21 protein-coding genes and 1 pseudogene are annotated in these 18,238 nt (G+C 57.1%); 10 read left to right on the forward strand and 12 right to left on the reverse strand.

Annotated features, from left to right (window positions below; genetic code table 11):
• Positions 1-83: 83 nt before the first annotated feature.
• The 3 genes from pdxH to anmK form a co-directional block, all read right to left on the reverse strand.
• A complete protein-coding gene (pdxH, locus tag EH164_RS12500) occupies positions 84-740 on the reverse strand; it encodes a pyridoxamine 5'-phosphate oxidase (RefSeq protein WP_124968451.1) in 657 nt (218 codons plus the stop codon).
• Between the two features lie 56 nt (positions 741-796).
• On the reverse strand, positions 797-1,117 hold the full coding sequence (mliC, locus tag EH164_RS12505; RefSeq protein WP_124968452.1) for a C-type lysozyme inhibitor: 321 nt from the start codon (positions 1,115-1,117) through the stop codon (positions 797-799).
• A 91-nt stretch (positions 1,118-1,208) separates the two neighbouring features.
• Positions 1,209-2,333, reverse strand: coding sequence for an anhydro-N-acetylmuramic acid kinase (gene anmK, locus EH164_RS12510; protein WP_124968453.1), 1,125 nt, complete (start codon positions 2,331-2,333; stop codon positions 1,209-1,211).
• Between the two features lie 282 nt (positions 2,334-2,615).
• On the opposite strand from anmK, the gene slyB reads away from it, so the two are divergent.
• Positions 2,616-3,083, forward strand: a complete 468-nt coding sequence (slyB, locus tag EH164_RS12515; protein WP_023481629.1) for an outer membrane lipoprotein SlyB — start codon at positions 2,616-2,618, stop codon at positions 3,081-3,083.
• An 89-nt stretch (positions 3,084-3,172) separates the two neighbouring features.
• On the opposite strand, the gene slyA is transcribed toward slyB, so the two are convergent.
• Positions 3,173-3,613 (reverse strand): transcriptional regulator SlyA, encoded by a 441-nt coding sequence (slyA, locus tag EH164_RS12520; protein WP_034814017.1) that lies wholly within the window; start codon positions 3,611-3,613, stop codon positions 3,173-3,175.
• 154 nt (positions 3,614-3,767) lie between these two features.
• Between slyA and EH164_RS12525 the strand changes: the two genes are divergently transcribed.
• From EH164_RS12525 to EH164_RS12535, 3 genes are read left to right on the forward strand one after another with little or no spacing between them, the layout of a single operon-like run.
• Positions 3,768-4,004, forward strand: coding sequence for a DUF1656 domain-containing protein (locus tag EH164_RS12525; RefSeq protein ID WP_054802851.1), 237 nt, complete (start codon positions 3,768-3,770; stop codon positions 4,002-4,004).
• 2 nt (positions 4,005-4,006) lie between these two features.
• Entirely contained in the window at positions 4,007-4,870 is an 864-nt protein-coding gene (locus EH164_RS12530; protein ID WP_124968454.1) for an HlyD family secretion protein, read from the forward strand.
• A gap of 8 nt (positions 4,871-4,878) precedes the next feature.
• Positions 4,879-6,891, forward strand: coding sequence for an FUSC family protein (locus tag EH164_RS12535; RefSeq protein ID WP_124968455.1), 2,013 nt, complete (start codon positions 4,879-4,881; stop codon positions 6,889-6,891).
• On the opposite strand, the gene sodC is transcribed toward EH164_RS12535, so the two are convergent.
• From sodC to EH164_RS12550, 3 genes are all read right to left on the reverse strand, one after another.
• Positions 6,884-7,405, reverse strand: coding sequence for a superoxide dismutase [Cu-Zn] SodC (gene sodC / locus EH164_RS12540; RefSeq protein WP_124968456.1), 522 nt, complete (start codon positions 7,403-7,405; stop codon positions 6,884-6,886). The genes EH164_RS12535 and sodC overlap by 8 nt on opposite strands.
• A 78-nt stretch (positions 7,406-7,483) precedes the next feature.
• Complete coding sequence (locus EH164_RS12545; protein ID WP_124971433.1) at positions 7,484-8,380, reverse strand: aldo/keto reductase family oxidoreductase; 897 nt, start codon at positions 8,378-8,380, stop codon at positions 7,484-7,486.
• A gap of 48 nt (positions 8,381-8,428) precedes the next feature.
• Entirely contained in the window at positions 8,429-8,680 is a 252-nt protein-coding gene (locus EH164_RS12550; RefSeq protein WP_161629349.1) for a DUF1289 domain-containing protein, read from the reverse strand.
• A 108-nt stretch (positions 8,681-8,788) separates the two neighbouring features.
• On the opposite strand from EH164_RS12550, the gene EH164_RS12555 reads away from it, so the two are divergent.
• The 4 genes from EH164_RS12555 (at position 8,789) to rnt (ending at position 11,787) form a co-directional block, all read left to right on the forward strand.
• On the forward strand, positions 8,789-9,385 hold the full coding sequence (locus EH164_RS12555) for a TetR/AcrR family transcriptional regulator (RefSeq protein ID WP_124968457.1): 597 nt from the start codon (positions 8,789-8,791) through the stop codon (positions 9,383-9,385).
• A gap of 56 nt (positions 9,386-9,441) precedes the next feature.
• On the forward strand, positions 9,442-10,536 hold the full coding sequence (locus EH164_RS12560; RefSeq protein WP_023481761.1) for an alkene reductase: 1,095 nt from the start codon (positions 9,442-9,444) through the stop codon (positions 10,534-10,536).
• Between the two features lie 95 nt (positions 10,537-10,631).
• Entirely contained in the window at positions 10,632-11,039 is a 408-nt protein-coding gene (gloA, locus tag EH164_RS12565; protein ID WP_023481879.1) for a lactoylglutathione lyase, read from the forward strand.
• 91 nt (positions 11,040-11,130) lie between these two features.
• A complete protein-coding gene (gene rnt / locus EH164_RS12570) occupies positions 11,131-11,787 on the forward strand; it encodes a ribonuclease T (protein ID WP_124968458.1) in 657 nt (218 codons plus the stop codon).
• Between the two features lie 29 nt (positions 11,788-11,816).
• Here the strand turns inward: rnt and EH164_RS12575 are convergent, their stop codons facing one another.
• Together EH164_RS12575 and EH164_RS12580 are read right to left on the reverse strand one after the other, a co-directional pair.
• Positions 11,817-12,752: an omptin family outer membrane protease gene (locus EH164_RS12575; RefSeq protein WP_124968459.1), complete on the reverse strand. Its 936-nt coding sequence runs from the start codon at positions 12,750-12,752 to the stop codon at positions 11,817-11,819.
• 232 nt (positions 12,753-12,984) lie between these two features.
• Positions 12,985-13,329 carry a Grx4 family monothiol glutaredoxin gene (locus tag EH164_RS12580; RefSeq protein WP_023481856.1) on the reverse strand — a complete coding sequence of 115 codons (345 nt, stop codon included), beginning with the start codon at positions 13,327-13,329 and terminating at the stop codon, positions 12,985-12,987.
• A gap of 333 nt (positions 13,330-13,662) precedes the next feature.
• Here EH164_RS12580 and EH164_RS12585 point away from each other — a divergent pair, with 333 nt between their 5' ends.
• Entirely contained in the window at positions 13,663-14,508 is an 846-nt protein-coding gene (locus EH164_RS12585) for a C40 family peptidase (protein ID WP_124968460.1), read from the forward strand.
• A 44-nt stretch (positions 14,509-14,552) separates the two neighbouring features.
• On the opposite strand, the gene EH164_RS12590 is transcribed toward EH164_RS12585, so the two are convergent.
• Together EH164_RS12590 and EH164_RS12595 are read right to left on the reverse strand one after the other, a co-directional pair.
• Complete coding sequence (locus EH164_RS12590) at positions 14,553-15,722, reverse strand: MFS transporter (RefSeq protein WP_124968461.1); 1,170 nt, start codon at positions 15,720-15,722, stop codon at positions 14,553-14,555.
• A 166-nt stretch (positions 15,723-15,888) separates the two neighbouring features.
• A complete protein-coding gene (locus tag EH164_RS12595) occupies positions 15,889-15,978 on the reverse strand; it encodes a YnhF family membrane protein (protein WP_094192965.1) in 90 nt (29 codons plus the stop codon).
• A 297-nt stretch (positions 15,979-16,275) separates the two neighbouring features.
• Here EH164_RS12595 and purR point away from each other — a divergent pair, with 297 nt between their 5' ends.
• Positions 16,276-17,301 carry an HTH-type transcriptional repressor PurR gene (gene purR / locus EH164_RS12600; protein WP_023481848.1) on the forward strand — a complete coding sequence of 342 codons (1,026 nt, stop codon included), beginning with the start codon at positions 16,276-16,278 and terminating at the stop codon, positions 17,299-17,301.
• Here the strand turns inward: purR and punR are convergent.
• A pseudogene (gene punR, locus EH164_RS12605) lies at positions 17,298-18,231 on the reverse strand (DNA-binding transcriptional activator PunR). The gene purR and the pseudogene punR overlap by 4 nt on opposite strands.
• Positions 18,232-18,238 lie beyond the last annotated feature (7 nt).

Consider the following 18,238-nt stretch of genomic DNA (forward strand, 5'->3'; position numbering starts at 1 on the left):
TGCGAAAGGATACTTCAGGGGGGCAGATAGCATAAAGCGCCGGGCTACGTTGCACCAGCGCTTATCACAACATTTTCGGCGTTTTACGGTGCCAGACGGTCGATTTTCCACGCATCATTTTCACGCTGGTACAAAAAACGATCGTGCAGACGATTTGCGCCGCCCTGCCAGAACTCCATCTGCTCAATCGGGATGCGATACCCGCCCCAGAAACTGGGCAGCGGCACTTCGCCCTGCTGGAATTTCTGTTTCAGTTCGAGGAATTTGCTTTCGAGGATACCGCGCGCGGAGATGCGGCTTGATTGCTTCGAGACCCAGGCGCCGATTTGGCTGTCGCGCGGGCGGCTGTGGAAATATTTCACCACCTCAAGCGTGGAGAGACGCTCCGCTTTTCCGGTCACCATCACCTGGCGCTCCAGCATGTGCCACGGAAAGAGCAGGCTGATAGCCGGATTATGTTCCAGGTGCTGCGCTTTACGGCTGCCGAGGTTGGTGTAGAACACCAGCCCTTTTTCGTCGTAGTGCTTGAGCAGCACAATGCGCTGATAGGGTTGCCCCTGCTCATCAACGGTGGCGACCACCATGGCCGTCGGGTCAGCGAGCTGCGCTTCACACGCCTGGCCAAGCCAGCGTTCAAAGAGCGTTAAAGGGTCGGCGGGAAGATCGGCGCGGCGCAGACCGCCTTTGGTGTACTCACGGCGCAGGTGCGCAATGTGCTGCAATTGATCGTTATCAGTCATGGCGTTAGCGAAAGTTGTCCTCAGGGAGAGCTATTATGCGCCCCCCGGTGAAAATCTCAACGCTGCGGAATTAACTGACAGTTGTTTAACACAATACGGTCGCGTTTATAGACGGTGGCACCGTCACCTTTTGACCAGAATACGTACACGCCGTCGGTGTAACGCGCGCCCGAGGCGGAGAGCCCCTGCTGAAGTGTTAGCTGCTGGTTATCAAGCACGAAACTCGCCTGCTGGCGGGTCTGGTTAATCTTCACGGTTAGCGGCTTTTCATCGCACTGATAGGCGAGAGTGTCAGTGTGCATGCGCTCGACGAACTGGTTGTAATAGCTGCATCCGGCGAGCAGTGCGGGCAGGCAGATGATAAGGATTTTTTTCATAGGATACTCCGGGACGCTCCTGGTCACGGAGAGCGAAGCGCCCTCCTTAAACCCGGTCAGTCTAGCGGCGTACCCCTGAAGTGGAATGCGGTTAACTCTGATTCTGCCGTGGGTTAGCCGGGAAGATCGCCCCCAGCACCGTTGGCGCGGCAGCACCGGTCACCGAGGGGAGATTGCCCGGCAAGCCAGCCAGCGTGCGCCAGGCCAGCCACGCAAAGGCGAGCGCTTCCATATCGTCGCCGCTGATCCCGGCATCATCCGTTGGTGCCACTTCAATGCCGGGAAGCTGGCTTGCCAGACGCGCCATTAAAAGCGGGTTGCGGCTGCCGCCACCGCACACCAGCAGCCGCTCGCAGCCGCCGCTGAGTAATACCTGTTCGGAGATGGTGATCGCCGTCAGCTCCACCAGCGTCGCCTGCACATCGCAGGCGGCAAGCCCAGGATAGTGAACAAGGTGGCGCTCCAGCCAGGCGGCGTTGAAATACTCCCGCCCGGTGCTCTTCGGTGCCGGCTCGGCAAAATAGGGGTCGCTCAGCATTCTTTGCAGCAGCGGCAGGATCACTTTGCCTTCGCTCGCCCACTGCGCGTTCTCATCATAGGCTTTACCCTGATTACGCCAGATCCACGCATCAAGCAGCATATTGCCCGGCCCGGTGTCGAAACCTCTGACCGGCTGGCCTGGGATCAAGAGTGAGAGATTGGCGATACCGCCGATATTGAGCACCATACGCCGCTCAACCGGGTGCGCGAGCAGCGCGTGATGAAAAGCGGGCACCAGCGGCGCGCCCTGCCCGCCGAGCGCCATATCCCGGCGGCGAAAATCGCCGACCACGGTAACGCCGGTACGCGCGGCGATCTGGTTGTTATCACCGATTTGTAAGGTGTGCGGTGCGACGCCCGTCGGCTCGTGCCAGACGGTCTGGCCGTGACAGCCAATCGCCACAATATCCTGGGCAATGAGCTGCTCTCTGTCCATCAGGGCTAATACCGCATCGGCAAAGAGTTTGCCGAGCTGCGTGTCGAGGCGACCGAGCTGCGAGAGGGTTAGCTCCTGCCCCTGGCAGATGCCGAGGATCCCCTCTTTCAGCGGCAGCGGAATGGGAAAGGTCAGGCTTGCCTGCTGCGCGACCATGGTGTCGTCGATGGCGGCCAGCACCACATCCACCCCGTCCAGGCTGGTGCCCGACATCACCCCAATATAGCGACCTGATTTCATACCCCTTCCTTTCATGTATGGCAAAGAGGCTCCACTCCACCATAAAGCGTCCGTTTACGCCATCGACTGCAAACACTTTTTAACAATCCTCACCCTTTTGCTTAAGTGTAAATGGCGCAAAGTACGCTTATAATCGCTTCGTTTAGATCGGGTTGATCGCGCTTTGTGTATCATTTTTTTCGGGAATTGGCTGAAGATTCGAGTGGCATTGCGAATATGCCATATAATTTAGCCATGACGGATGCTCGCAAGGGCGTTTCATGGTGAACAGGAGATTCATAAATGATGTTACGTGCACTGGCAGTTTCGCTGGTTGGTTTTACATTGGCTGGGTGTGTGAATAACGACTCGCTCTCCGGCGACGTCTACTCTGCATCCGAAGCCAAACAGGTGCAAAATGTCACTTACGGCACCGTGGTTAACGTTCGTCCGGTGCAGATTCAGGGCGGTGATGACAGCAATGTTATCGGTGCGCTGGGCGGTGCCGTGCTGGGTGGTTTCCTGGGCAACACCATTGGCGGCGGCGCAGGTCGTTCGCTGGCAACCGCCGCAGGCGCTGTAGCCGGTGGCGTTGCGGGTCAATCCGCGCAGGGTGCGATGAACAAAACCCAGGGCGTGGAGCTGGAAATTCGTAAAGATGACGGCAACACCATTATGGTGGTGCAGAAACAGGGTAAAACCCAGTACGTTGCAGGTCAGCGCGTCGTGATGGCGAGCAACGGCCGCGAAATTACCGTTTCCCCGCGTTAATCACAAGCGTGTGCGGTCATGCTGATGGCCGCATAAGCTTGCCCTCTATGGGCATAAAAAAAGCCTTGCGATTGCAAGGCTTTTTGCTTTCAGTCTCGCGACTGGAGCTCAGTGATATTGTGCTCCAGCCGGGCAATCATCTTAATTAACATGTCCAGCTCCTCCGCAGAGAACCCGGATAAAATTTCACCCCGGGTCTTACGAATTACCGTCTCCATCTGATCGATGATAGGCGACGCTTTCTCGGTCAATTTAATGCGTTTTGCCCGCCGATCGCTGGCGCAAGTCTGGCGAGAAATCAGGCCCTTCTCTTCCAGTTGATCGAGCGTGCGCACCAGTGAAGGCTGCTCAATGCCGATCGCTTTTGCCAGTTGAATTTGCGACTGATCGGGCGGTAACTGATGAATATTGTGCAGCGTCACCCAGTGTGTCTGCGTTAATTCCAGAGGTTTTAGGCGATGGTCAATCAAAGCACGCCAAATGCGCACTAAGCGTGCCAGATCAGAACCTAATGGCGATTCCAATTTCATCTCCTTATAATTAGTTTGCTAAGTTATTATACTCATTTTAGAATAGTTTGCAGCATTTATATTTGTAAAACAAATATATTGCTCGCCTCGCCAGGGCTTGTGCCGTGCCGCTTTCCGTCCCCCTGGCGCACTCATTTAAACAGGACAGTGACGCGTGAAGTTAACCTCAAGTTCTCCCGATTTACCCTTCCAGGATCTTATCTTTGGCGCCTCGGTCTATTTCCCGCCGCTCTTCAAAGCCGTGATGCTGGGCTTTCTTATCTGGCTGATGGCGCACCGCCTGCTGCGCGACTGGATCTACGCGGGCGATATCTGGCACCCGATGCTGATGGATCTCTCCCTCTTTGTGATTGCGCTGAGCCTCGCGCTCGGCCTGTTGATGGTGTGGTAACAATGCGGCTTAATTCACTGAAGTATTTCTCAACGTTATTGGTCGTGGCGATTGCGCTGGCCGCAGGCTGGTGGATGTGGAATGTCTATATGCAGTCGCCCTGGACGCGGGATGGCAAAGTGCGCGCCGAGCAGGTGAGCATCACGCCGCAGGTCTCCGGCACTATTCGCCAGCTGGCGGTGAAAGATAACCAGTATGTTCACGCAGGCGATGTGCTGTTTCTGCTTGACGATACCCCTTATCGCATTGCGGTGGTGAATGCCGAAGGGCAACTGGCGAAGGCGCAAACGGAGCTGGCAAAAGCCAATAACGAAGCCAATCGTCGCCGCCACCTCTCCCATAACTACATCTCGGCCGAAGATCTCGACACCGCCAATATTGGCGTTAAAGCGGCGCAGGCTGATGTCGCCGTCGCTACGGCGCAACTCAATCAGGCGAAATGGCAGCTGGCGCAAACCCGCGTTACCGCGCCGGTCGATGGCTGGGTGACCAATCTCTCAGCGCGCACCGGCAACTACGCTACTGCCGGTCAGCCGGTGTTTGCGCTGGTCGACAGCCACTCGTTTTACGTTGTCGGCTATTTTGAAGAGACCAAACTGCGCCACATTCGTGAAGGTGCTGCGGCGAAGATTGTGCTCTACAGCAGCAATAAAACGTTACAGGGTCACGTAGCCAGCATTGGTCGCGCCATTTACGATCAGAGCGTGGAGGCGGACAGCGGGCTGGTAGCGGATATTAAACCGACTGTTCCGTGGGTGCGGCTGGCGCAGCGTGTGCCGGTACGCATTCAGTTTGACGCCCTGCCGCAGGATATGACGCTGGTGGCTGGCACCACCTGCACCGTCACCATCAGCGAGCAGCCGTGAGCAGGCTAATGCTGCTGTGGCAAAACCTGCCGTGGGTCAAGGCGACCGGCGGCCAGTGGCGCTACGCACTGCGTAACGGCATTGCTATGTGCCTGGCACTGACGCTTGCCTATGCGCTCAACCTGGATGAGCCCTACTGGGCAATGACCTCTGCAGCGGTGGTCAGCTTTCCCACCGTCGGGGGCGTGATCAGCAAAAGCCTCGGGCGTATTGCCGGTAGCCTGCTTGGGGCGTGCGCCGCACTGATTATCGCCGGGCAAACCCTTAACGATCCGTGGCTGTTTCTGTTTGCCATGGCGGGCTGGATAGCCTTCTGTACCTGGGCCTGCGCCCAGTTCACGAACAATGTCGCCTACGCCTTTCAACTGGCGGGTTATACCGCCGCCATCATCGCCTTTGCGATGACCAATATCACCGAAATTACCGAACTGTGGGATATCGCCCAGGCGCGCGTCTGCGAGGTGATCCTCGGCATTCTGTGCGGCGGCATGATGATGATGATCCTGCCAGGCACCGCCGATGGCCCGACTCTGCTCGCCGCGCTCAGAAGGATGCATGCCCGGTTACTGGAGCACGCCAGCCTGCTCTGGCAGGCGGAAACAAACGACGCGATCCGCAACGCACATGAGAGCGTGATTGGGCAGATCCTCACCACCAACCTGCTGCGCATTCAGGCTTTCTGGAGCCACTATCGCTTTCGTCGTCAAAACCGGGTGCTCACCTGGCTGCTCCATCAGCAGTTGCGCATGACCAGCGTCATCTCCAGCCTGCGGCGAATGATGCTCAACTGGCCCGACGCGCCCGCCACTTTGCGCCCGGTGCTTGAGCAACTGCTGGCAGAGCTGGCGCATCACGATGCCGACGCGCTAACGGTCGCGCGCATCATTGCTCCGCTGGCACCGACGCCGCAGGCTGACTATCGCCATCACGCTTTCTGGCAGCGGCTGCGCTACTTCTGCCGTTTATACCTTGCCAGCAGCCGCTGGTTACGCCAGCTGGAAAACGCCTCACCGGTAAGCGAAGCGCTGCCGCCGCGCAGCCCGGCGTTAATGCGCGATATCGACAATGCCGAGGCGTTGTGGAGCGGGCTGCGAACCTTTGTCGCGCTGATCATGATCGGAGCGTGGAGTCTCAGCGCGCAGTGGGAGCATGGTTCCGCCGCGCTGACGCTGGCAGCGATCAGTTGCGTGCTCTACTCCGTCTCGCCCGCGCCGTTTAACTCTTTAACCCTGCTGTTGCGCACGCTTGCCCTGCTGACACTGTTTAGCTTTGTGGTGAAATTTGGCCTGATGGTGCAGATCAACGCGCTGGCGCTGTTTCTGCTGTTTCTCTTTCCGCTGCTTACCACCCTGCAATTGCTCAAGCTTCAGATGCCAAAGCGCGCCGGGCTGTGGGGGCAGTTGATTGTTTTTATGGGTTCGTTTATCGCGGTGAGCGACCCACCGGTGTTTGATTTTGCCGATTTTCTCAATGCCGATCTGGCAAAGATCCTCGGCGTGGCGCTGGCCTGGCTCGCCTTTGCGGTGCTGCGACCGGGATCGGATGCGCGCAAAAGCCGTCGCCATATTCGCGCCCTGCGCCGCCATTTTGTTGACCAACTGAGCCGCACGCCAAGGTTGCAGGAACACCAATATGAGTCGGTTGTTTATCACCACATCAGTCAGCTCAGTAACAGCCAGGATGCACAGGCGCGGCGCTGGTTATTGCGCTGGGGCGTGGTGCTGCTCAACTGTTCGCATGTGGTGTGGCAACTGCGCGGCTGGGAGACGCGTTCCGATCCGTTAAGCCGGGTGCGCGATCGCGCCATTGGTCTGCTGCGGGATGTGATGAGCGAGCGCGGCGTGCAGCAACGGTCGCTCAACGCCACGCTCGCAGAGTTAGATCGGATTTGCGCGGCGCTGGGTCAGCATCACCAGCCCGCCGCGCGGGAACTCGCCTCGCTTATCTGGCGTCTCTACTGCGCGCTTGCTCAACTGGAAAACGCGCCTGCGCCAGGCACTATTAGCGAGCCGGTTACTTAATTACGCCGCAGGCATAACGCGCCCCGCCGCCGCCGAGCGGTTTCGGCTGATCGGACATGTTATCGCCACCGACATGGATCATCAGCGCCTTGCCTTTCACCTCATCCAGCTTTTTCAGGCGCGGCGCAACAACGGCATCGGTCGCTTTACCGTCATTATTGACCACCAGCACCGGCAGGTCGCCTAAATGGCCTTCCCCCTCTGGTCCTGCATGTTTGCCTGTTTTATGGGGATCGAGGTGACCGCCTGCGGCTTCAGCGGCAGAGGGCTTGCCCTCTTTCATTGCTGGCTGACAGCTGCCTTTGGCATGGACATGGAAACCGTGCTCGCCGGGCGGCAGCGCATTGAGGTCGGGCGCGAACTCCAGCCCTTTATCGGTTTCGCTGATCTTCACGCTACCGACGGACTGCCCGACGCCCTGCGCGGTGACGAGGTTCATCTGCACTTCTTCACTGGCGGCCTGCGCACCCGCACAGGTGAGCAGAGCCAGCATTGCCAGACTAAAACGCTTCATGTGACCTCCGTTGGATTGTTTTCGCTCTGTAAGTGTAGGCCAGAGCGGCAGATTTCACCGGGAGGTCATAGCGTTAGCTTACGGCACGTCGTAGCCGAGCGCCGCTTTACGGATGCGGAACCACTGCTGGCGGGACATCTGAAGATTGAGCGCGCCCAGGGATGAACGCACGCGCTCAATTTTGCCGGAGCCGATAATCGGCAGCGGCGCAGAGGGTAAACGCAGCACCCAGGCGTAAATCACCTGCTCAATGTTTTCGGCGTTCAGCTCCGTTGCCACCTGGTGCAACTCATCGCGCAGCGGCTGGCAGTCGGCATCGCTGAAGATGCGCCCGCCGCCCAGGCAGGACCACGCCATCGGGCGGATGCGCAACTGCTGAAGCTGATCGAGCGTGCCATCAAGCAGCAGCGGCTGGTGCACAGGCGAGATCTCTACCTGATTAGTGACCAGCGTAAACGGCAGCCGTGATTGCAGCAGGGAGAATTGTGCGGGCGTGAAGTTAGAGACGCCGAAGTGGCGCACTTTACCGCTCTGGTGCAGCTGTAAAAAGGCTTCAGCGACTTCGTCGGCATCCATCAACGGATCCGGGCGATGGATCAACAGCAGATCGAGATAATCGGTCGCCAGGTTGCGCAGGGACTGCTCGGCGCTGTGAATAATATGGTCGCGCTCGGTGATGTAGTGGCCGAGCGCGTGTTCCGGCTTCGCGGTAGTGGCAATGCCGCATTTGGTGACCATCTCCATACGCGCGCGCAGATGCGGGGCAAGTTTGAGGGCTTCGCCGAAGGCGGCTTCACACTGATAGCCGCCATAGATATCGGCATGATCGACGGTGGTAACGCCAAGGTCGAGATGGGCTTCAATAAAACTCACCAGCTGGCGCGGGGTAAAGTTCCACTCCATCAGACGCCAGTAACCCATCACAAAACGTGAGAACTCAGGACCTTGCGGCGCAAGGGCAATACGCTGGACCATCATAGTTTCCTCGAAGGTAATTTGCCCCGAGTATACCCATTTTTGCCCTTAAAACAGCGAAGGTTGATCAGGTTCTTCCGGGGGCTGGTCACGCATTGCGCGCAATTTACGCTGCCAGCGCTGGCGGCAGAGGCGCAGCACCTCCTGCTTTTGCGCATCGCTCATCGCTTGCCAGTTAAAGCGCTCATCGCGGCTGCGCATACAGCCACGGCAAAAGCCGCGCTCATCTGACTGACAGATGCCGCGACACGGACTCTGGACCGGGAAAAACTCCAGTTGTTCAGGCAATGGACGCTCCATAGATGCAGGCTTTCTCTACATTCAAGACCGCGGTGAGATATTGCGCAACTGTTAAAAACGCATTGTTCGCCAATTGCCATCACAAAGTTCGCCCGCTAGAGTGTGTCGATGCGCAAGAATTCTGAACACGACACACGCGAACACTTACTGGCAACCGGCGAGCAGCTCTGTATGCATCGCGGCTTTACCGGCATGGGGTTAAGCGAATTACTGAAAACGGCGGAAGTGCCGAAAGGCTCCTTCTACCACTACTTTCGCTCGAAAGAGGCGTTTGGCGTGGCGCTGCTTGAGCGCCACTATGCGGGTTACCACCAGCGGCTGGCGAACCATTTTGCCAGCGGCCCGGGCACGGCGCGCGACAGATTGCTGGCCTATTATCAGGAGACGCTGAATCAGTTTTGCCAGCAGGGCCACATCAGCGGCTGCCTGACGGTGAAGCTCTCGGCGGAAGTGTGCGATCTCTCGGAAGATATGCGCACCGCCATGGACCGTGGCGCGCGGGGGATTATCGCCCTGCTCGCTAAGGCGCTGGAACAGGGACGCGAGGATAAGAGTCTCGCCTTTGCCGGCGAAGCCCACACCCAGGCGCAGGTGTTATATGCTCTGTGGCTTGGTGCAAACCTGCAGGCAAAAATTTCGCGCAGCGCCGTGCCGCTGGAGAGCGCGCTGGCGCATGCGCAACAGATCATTACCCGGCCTGAATAACATCAGGCTTTTTATTTCACTTTTTACTAGTCGACCGGTCTATTCAGGAGTTGTTTATGTCCAGTAAATTATTTACGCCGTTGAAAGTCGGTGCCATTACCGTACCGAACCGCGTGCTGATGGCGCCCCTGACGCGCCTGCGCAGCATTGAGCCGGGCGATGTCCCAACACCGCTGATGGCCGAGTACTACCGCCAGCGCGCCAGCGCCGGGCTTATCATCAGTGAAGCGACGCAAATCTCCGCCCAGGCGAAAGGCTATGCGGGTGCGCCGGGTCTGCACAGCGACGAGCAGATCGCCGCCTGGAAAAAGATCACCGATGCCGTTCATGCCGATGATGGCCGCATTGCGGTTCAGCTGTGGCACACCGGCCGTATCTCTCACAGCAGCTTACAGCCGGGCGGTGCCGCACCGGTTGCGCCGTCTGCGATCAGCGCGGGTACCCGTACCTCGCTGCGGGATGAAAACGGCAACGCCACCCGTGAAGATACCTCCATGCCGCGCGCGCTGGAGACCGATGAGATCCCGGGCATCGTTAATGATTTCCGCCAGGCCGTTGCCAACGCGCGCGAAGCCGGTTTTGATCTGGTTGAGCTGCACTCTGCCCACGGCTACCTGCTGCACCAGTTCCTCTCACCTTCTGCTAACCAGCGTACCGACCAGTATGGCGGCAGCGTTGAAAACCGCGCGCGCCTGGTGCTGGAAGTGATTGATGCCGTGTGTGAAGAGTGGAGCGCCGATCGCATCGGTATTCGTGTCTCGCCAATCGGCTCTTTCCAGAACACCGACAACGGCCCGAACGAAGAAGCGGACGCGCTCTACCTGATTGAAGAGCTGGGTAAACGCGGTATCGCTTATCTGCACATGTCCGAGCCGGACTGGGCGGGCGGCGAGCCGTACAGCGAAACGTTCCGTGAAAAAGTGCGTGCGCGCTTCCACGGCCCGATTATCGGCGCTGGCGCATACAGCGTTGAGAAAGCGGAAGACCTGATCAACAAGGGGCTGATCGATGCCGTGGCGTTTGGCCGCGCCTATATCGCCAACCCGGATCTGGTAAAACGCCTGCAGCTGAAAGCGGAACTCAACCCGCAGCGCCCGGAAAGCTTCTATGGCGGCGGCGCAGAAGGCTACACCGACTACCCTTCTCTCTGAGAAGCGGATTGAGATTTGATAGCGGCCCGGATCGGCCGCTATACTAAAACCGTGTTTCGAACCGGAACGTTAACGCATTCATAAAAGAGGATATTATGCGCTTACTTCACACCATGCTGCGCGTCGGCGACCTGCAACGCTCAATCAACTTCTACACCAATGTGCTGGGCATGAAACTGCTGCGCACCAGCGAAAACCCGGAGTACAAATATTCGCTGGCTTTTGTCGGTTACGGTGATGAGAGCGAAGAAGCGGTGATTGAGCTGACCTACAACTGGGGTGTCGACAGCTATGAGCTGGGCACGGCGTATGGTCACATCGCGCTGAGCGTGGAAAACGCGGCGGAGTCCTGCGAAGCGATTCGCAAAAACGGCGGCAACGTCACCCGTGAAGCTGGCCCGGTTAAAGGCGGCACCACGGTTATCGCCTTCGTTGAAGATCCGGACGGTTACAAAATCGAACTGATTGAAGAGAAAGACGCCGGACGCGGTCTGGGTCACTGATCCCATCGGGCGCGCAATGCGCCCGCTGTTTTACATCTTTCCGTAAAATTTGCCATAATGCGCTGCCCTTTTTTCCTATCAAGAGATCCTGATGTCCGATAATGCTCAACTGACTGCTCTGTGCGACCGTTTTCGCGGTTTTTACCCTGTGGTAATCGATGTTGAAACCGCCGGGTTTAACGCCAAAACCGACGCCCTGCTGGAAGTCGCCGCCGTTACGTTAAAAATGGATGAGCAAGGCTGGCTGATGCCTGACAGCACCCTGCACTTTCACGTTGAGCCATTCGAAGGAGCTAATTTACAACCGGAAGCGCTGGCGTTTAATGGGATCGACCCGACGAACCCGCTACGCGGCGCGGTGAGCGAATATGACGCCCTGCACGCCATTTTCAAAATGGTGCGCAAAGGGATGAAAGAGCAGAACTGCAACCGCGCGATCATGGTGGCGCACAACGCGACCTTCGATCACGGTTTTATGATGGCCGCCGCCGAGCGTGCGGCGATGAAACGCAATCCGTTTCACCCCTTTGTCACCTTTGATACCGCGTCATTAAGCGGGCTGGCGCTGGGTCAGACCGTGCTCTCTAAAGCCTGTGCGGCCGCTGGCATCGCTTTTGACGCCACGCAGGCACACTCCGCGTTGTATGACACGGAGCAGACCGCACAGCTGTTTTGTGAAATCGTTAATCGCTGGAAGCGGCTTGGCGGCTGGCCGTTGCCGACGCCAGAAGTCGATTCAGAAGCCTGAAAAAAACCGGTCTGTTGACCGGTTTTTTATTAAAAGTGGTAGACCAGCCCGGCGGTGGTGAGCAGCGCGTACTGTTCGATGCCAGCGATATTCCTGAAAGAGGCGCGCGCATAGATATCTCCGTTAGAGAAGACAGAGATATTGTCCCCTTTTTTGTTTAACGTGCGGTTCCATGTGCTTTCCAGATAGAGCTTTACCTGCTGCGTGAGGTAATACCCGACGCTGGCAGAGAGGGAAAAGCTCTGCTGCTGCCGGGTACTATCCCTGAAGGTGAGGCTGCGCAGGTAGTGCTGGTCTGTTGTTTGCGCCCCTCCCCAACGGCTGTATTTCAGGCTGGTTGCCGCTTCAATATTTTCATGGCGATAGCGCCCGGTAAGGCCAACATAGGGGATGCCGAAGCGCTGTGCGTAACCGATGGCTTTTACATTGGGGAAGCGACCAATCTCTGCGCCATTATTATTGCTGAACGTGCCGCCACGCGCGGAGAAGCTGGTACGATCTTGTCGATAACCGCCCATCACGCCGAACCGCCAGCGAGGTTGGTGAACCAGCCAGCCGGTTAAATGGAGATCCCACTGATTAGCGAAATTGAGCCGCGTATTCGGGTGTGAACTGTGATTGGACCACTTTTTTTGCGACGCCAGCAGCCAGTCAAAATCCTCCATGTTGGCGCTATTTTGTGACAAGGTCGTCCATCCCTGCGCACCAAAAGATAACCAACCGCGCACCTGCCACTCCATAAACCCCTGAACCACGGCGACGTGACGGTAGCGCCAGTCAAGCTGGCTCACTTTGCGCCCGCCCTCTTCGGGTTCGTAGACCCGCTCCTTTGCTACTCCGCTCAGCGTGCCGAGTGAGATCCCGGTCGTCACCTCGTAGGAGCTAACCGCCGTTTGCGGCTGCGCCGCCACTGAAAAAGAGAGTGGAAGCACCATAAACGCAATTAATTTGTCCTTTTTTTCCATAATTCATCCTGCATTAATGCGATCTTATTAATAGCGCGATCATCAGAAAAATCATGCCGGCGTTTATTAAAACTCCTAAAATAAGATATTTTACAATGACTTAACTAAAAACCTCGAACAGTAATACCCAATGATTTAGGTTAAGTCAACGCAATGTGGGCAGGTGACGGGCAATAAAAAAGGGCTCATGTCGCAACATGAGCCCTTTCAAGGCAGAGCGAGGAACGCCAGATTATTCGGCGTCCGGTACGCCTTTATATTTAGCGGCAGCCTCTTTGATCAGCGGCTGCAATTCACCGCGCTGATACATTTCGATAATGATATCGCAGCCGCCAACCAGCTCACCCTCAACCCACAGCTGCGGGAAGGTTGGCCAGTTTGCGTATTTTGGCAGTTCAGCACGGATATCCGGATTTTGCAGGATATCCACATAGGCAAAACGCTCGCCGCATGCAGAGAGCGCCTGTACCGCCTGGGCGGAGAAACCGCAGCTTGGCAGTTTCGGCGAGCCTTTCATGTACAGCAGAATCGGGTTCTCAGCGATCTGGCGCTGAATTTTCTCAAGAGTCTCACTCATTGTCTTTGCTTCCTTCAACTTCTTCTACGGCAGAGATCGAACATTGTAGCGGGTCAGGCTGGCTTCGGAAAATAACATTTTATTCACCGCGCGGATTTAAGGTGTTACAGGCACGATAAGGTAAAGGTGACTTAAGCCAACCCGGCGCGGTTCAGGTGATGGAAAAACCGTTTTTAGCGAAACGTTTTGCTCGTTTTTTTGCGCTTGTTAACGAAACGACGCTATAGATGCAAAAACAGTATTAACGTTTGGGCTTTTTATAGATTAGAATCGACGAGTTTTTTAAATCATACGCAAGCATTATAGATGCCTGCCCTAACAGGGGATTGCTCAGTGGCGCGGATACCAAAAGCTTCAATCACGCTCTGTGCTTTGTTGTTCACCACGTTGTCTTTCACGCCATTAGCGAGCGCTTCTGAACAAGCGCCAGCCTCGGCCGTGCAAAAAACACATCTGGCGAAAGCATCCGAACGTAAGAAAAAAAACAGTTCTACAAAAACAGCAAAGAAAAGCAGTGGCACTCCAGCAGAAAAAGCCAGCAGTAAAAAAACCGCAAAAACCAAAACGTCGACCAAAACGATAAAAAAGAAAAACAGCGCTACCCCGCAGAAAACCGCTAAAACTCCCTCGCGTCGTAAAGCATCCAGTTCACAGAAAACCGCAACCGTTAGCTGGACTGAGAAGTGTACGCCGCGCAAAGGCCACAAGCCGCACTGTATTAAAGTGAAAAGCAGCCAGGCGGGCACGCTGGCAGACGTGCATAAACTGCGCGTGCAAAAAGTGCAAAAAACCGCGATGTCGAAGCTGATGAACCAGCTCGGCAAACCCTACCACTGGGGCGGTACCTCACCGAAAACCGGTTTTGATTGCAGCGGGCTGGTCTATTACGCCTATAAAGATCTGGTGAAATTCCGTATTCCGCGTACCGCCAATGAGATGTATCACCTGCGTGATGCCTCGCCGGTTAACCTGCGCGAACTGGAGAGCGGCGATCTGGTCTTCTTCCGCACCCAGGGCCGGGGTACCGCCGATCACGTTGGTGTCTATGTTGGCAACGGCAAATTTATCCAGTCACCGCGCAGCGGCCAGGATATTCAGGTCACTTCATTAAGCGAAGATTACTGGCAGCGCCACTATGTTGGTGCGCGCCGCGTGGTCACGCCGAAAACCATTCGCTAATCCCCTCTCCCACCTGCCGCTCGCGCGGCAGGTGTTACTTCGCCTTACTCCGCTGCCGCGCAGACGCGCGACGCTGAATTACGCCCGGAGAAGAGCACCAGCAGCAGCCCCAGCCCGGCAATAATCGCCCCCATAACCGGAACAAAGCTGTAGCCGAGGCCGCCGGAGATCACCGCCCCGCCTGCCGCCGCGCCAAGGGCATTACCGAGGTTAAAGGCGCCAATATTGACCGATGACGACAGCCCCGGGGCTTCATGGGCAACACGCATTACGCGCATCTGCAACGGCGGCACCACCGCGAAGGTTGCTGCGCCCCACACCACCATGGCGATCGCCGCACCGATCTCGCTACGCGCCAGCAGCGGGATCGCCAGCATGATGGCAATCAGCAGCAGTAAAAAGCCTTTCAGCGTGCCGGTCACCGAGCGGTCCGCCAGTTTCCCACCCAAAAAGTTACCAATCGAGAAACCAACGCCAATCAGCACCAGCATGGCGGTGACAAACACCGGCGTGGCGTCCGTCAGCGTGCGCAACACCGGCGAGATGTAGGTATAGAGGGTAAACATTGCCCCGGCACCGAGCACGGTGGTCAGCAGCGCCGTCAGCACCTGCGGACGCATCAGTACCGCCAGTTCGTTGCGCACGTTGGGTCGCGCGCCCGCGCCGCCTTTCGGTAATGAGAAGAAGAGCGAAACCATGGAGATCACCCCAAGCCCGGCTGTTGCCATAAAGGACATGCGCCAGCCGATGGTCTCCCCAAGCCAGGTGGCGGCAGGCACACCGCCGATATTGGCGATAGTCAGCCCCATAAACATCGTCGCCACCGCGCTGGCCTGCTTCTCTTTCGCGACAACGCTTGCGGCGACGACCGAGCCAAGGCCGAAGAACGCGCCGTGGTTAAGGCTGGTGATGATACGGGCGATCATCAGGGTGGCGTAATCCGGCGCAATGGCAGAGAGCACATTGCCGACGGTGAAAATAGCCATTAAGAAAATCAGCGCATTACGACGGCCGCGATGGGAAAGCAGCAACGTCATCAGCGGCGCGCCCACCATAACGCCGATGGCGTAGGCGCTGATCAGCATCCCCGCCGCCGGAATAGAGACCCCAACACCCTGCGCAATCACCGGCAGTAACCCCATCGGTGAAAACTCGGTGGTGCCAATGCCAAAGGCACCAATTGCCAGCGCAAGCAGGGGGAAATTTATTTTCATCTTTTGACTCCGAAATGGACATGCCGACCCTCTGGCGGGTCGCGAAAGGCAAAAGTATGACAGGAGTCACAAAAAACAGAAGTGAGCGTACGGAGAAAAGTTTATTGCGCAACGGGGAACAATGGTGGCGCAAGAACCGAGGGAGAGGGCTCTCCCTCGCATCAGATCAATGCAGTGCAGCGGTCAGCGCGCCGAAAACGATCAGGCTCAGAACGATGACGGTGGTGAAGAGTGAATACTTAAGATCGGTGCTCATCAATTTTTCTCCATTTAATTTCCCCACAAAAAGTGAGCCTGCGCATTTTTGCACAAATTATGGGAAAAATCTTGCGTGATTTGCCAGCAGAACCGTTTTAATACTTCCCCTTTTGCTCAAGATCAGACAAAATTCGACGCTAAATTTATTAGCGTACCGGCCATTGACTCCCCTCCTGACGTCCAGTGTCGTTTTCCCGGCGTACCGCACTCACTTTGATGGGTTCAGGGTGATTAAAGGCAAACGTTTACCTCAAGAATTATCAGGAGCTTACGATATGGTCTGGAGTAATATCTGATGGCAACGATTAAAGATGTCGCGAAACGAGCAAACGTTTCCACTACAACCGTATCACATGTAATTAACAAAACCCGTTTTGTCGCTGAAGAGACGCGCAACGCCGTCTGGGCGGCAATCAAAGAGCTGCACTATTCGCCAAGCGCCGTCGCGCGCAGCCTGAAAGTGAATCACACCAAATCGATTGGTCTGCTGGCGACCAGCAGTGAAGCGGCCTACTTCGCCGAGATCATCGAAGCGGTTGAGAAGAAGTGTTTCCAGAAGGGTTACACCCTTATCCTCGGCAACGCCTGGAACAGCCAGGAGAAGCAGCGCGCCTATCTGTCGATGATGGCGCAAAAGCGTGTCGATGGCCTGCTGGTGATGTGCTCTGAGTACCCGGAAACCGTGCTCACCATGCTCGAGGAGTATCGCCATATTCCGATGGTGGTGATGGACTGGGGCGAATCGAAGGCGGACTTCACCGATTCGGTGATCGATAACGCCTTCCAGGGCGGCTATATGGCCGGTCGTTACCTGATCGAGCGCGGCCATCGCGACATCGGCGTGATCCCGGGCCCGCTGGAGCGCAACACCGGTGCAGGCCGTCTTGCCGGTTTTATGAAGGCGATGAACGAGGCGATGATCAACGTGCCGGAGAACTGGATTGTGCAGGGCGACTTTGAGCCGGAGTCCGGCTACCGCGCCATGCAGCAGATCCTCGGCCAGTCCTCGCGCCCCACCGCGGTCTTCTGCGGCGGCGACATTATGGCGATGGGCGCACTCTGCGCCGCCGATGAGATGGGGCTGCGCGTGCCGCAGGATATCTCCGTCATTGGCTATGACAACGTGCGCAACTCGCGCTTCTTTACTCCGGCGTTGACGACGATTCATCAGCCGAAAGACTCGCTGGGCGAAACGGCATTCACCATGCTGCTCGATCGCATTGTGAATAAGCGCGAACAGTCGCAGTCGATTGAAGTGCATCCGCGCCTGGTGGAGCGCCGCTCGGTGGCCGATGGCCCCTTCCGCGATTACCGCCGTTAATCCCCTCCCGCGGGAGCCTTACTCCGGCTCCCGCAGCCACTCCTTATTCAACGTTTCACTGTCACCCAGGTAATCGAGCAGCCAGTTCAGCGCAGGCGACGCCTCGTTTTGTTGCCATGTCAGGCAGCAGGCGGCATCCGGAAACGGGTTTTCCAGTTCAAGCGCCACCCAGTCGCCGCTATCGAGCCACGGGCGGGCAAAATGGGCCGGTACCATCCCCACGCAAAGCCCCGCCGACAGGCACGCTTCCGACGAGGCCCAGTCGGGCACCATTACCCTTTTCTGGTTATCCAGCAGCCAGGTAATGCGCTTCGGCAGCGAGCGGGAGGTATCCTCCTGAATCAGCGACGGCCAGTTGCGCAACGTCTCATCGCTTAACGGACCGTTGAGTTGTGCCAGCGGATGTTGACGTGAAACAACACACTTCCAGCTCAAAGTGCCCATATCGCGAAAAGCATAGCGCCCCCCGACGGGGATCGCCTGCGTAGCGCCAATCGCCAGTTCAACACGGCCATCGGCGAGCGCATCCCAGACGCCGTTGAACACCTCCTGGTAGACCACCAGCTCGACATCGCTGAAGTGACGGTAGAAATCGACGATCATCTGCCGGGTACGTGCGGGTTTCACAATGTTATCAACAGCAATCGGCAACTGCCCGCGCCAGCCGTTGGCAATCTGCTGACACTGCTGGCGGGTGATCAGCATTTTTTTGATAACAGATCGCCCCTCCTTTAAAAACCAGACCCCGGCAGGGGTGAGTTCCACATCGCGGTGGCGGCGCACGAACAGCGGCACCGCCAGCCACTCCTCCAGCTGGCGCACGGTGTAGCTCACCGCCGAAGGCACGCGGTGCAACTCCTGCGCCGCGCCGCTAAAGCTGCCGTTACGCGCTACGGCATCCACCACTTCAAGGGAGTATTCTGACCACATATTCTGC

Origin of the sequence: Kosakonia sp. CCTCC M2018092, assembly GCF_003864115.1 — a bacterium.
Taxonomy (GTDB): domain Bacteria; phylum Pseudomonadota; class Gammaproteobacteria; order Enterobacterales; family Enterobacteriaceae; genus Kosakonia; species Kosakonia cowanii.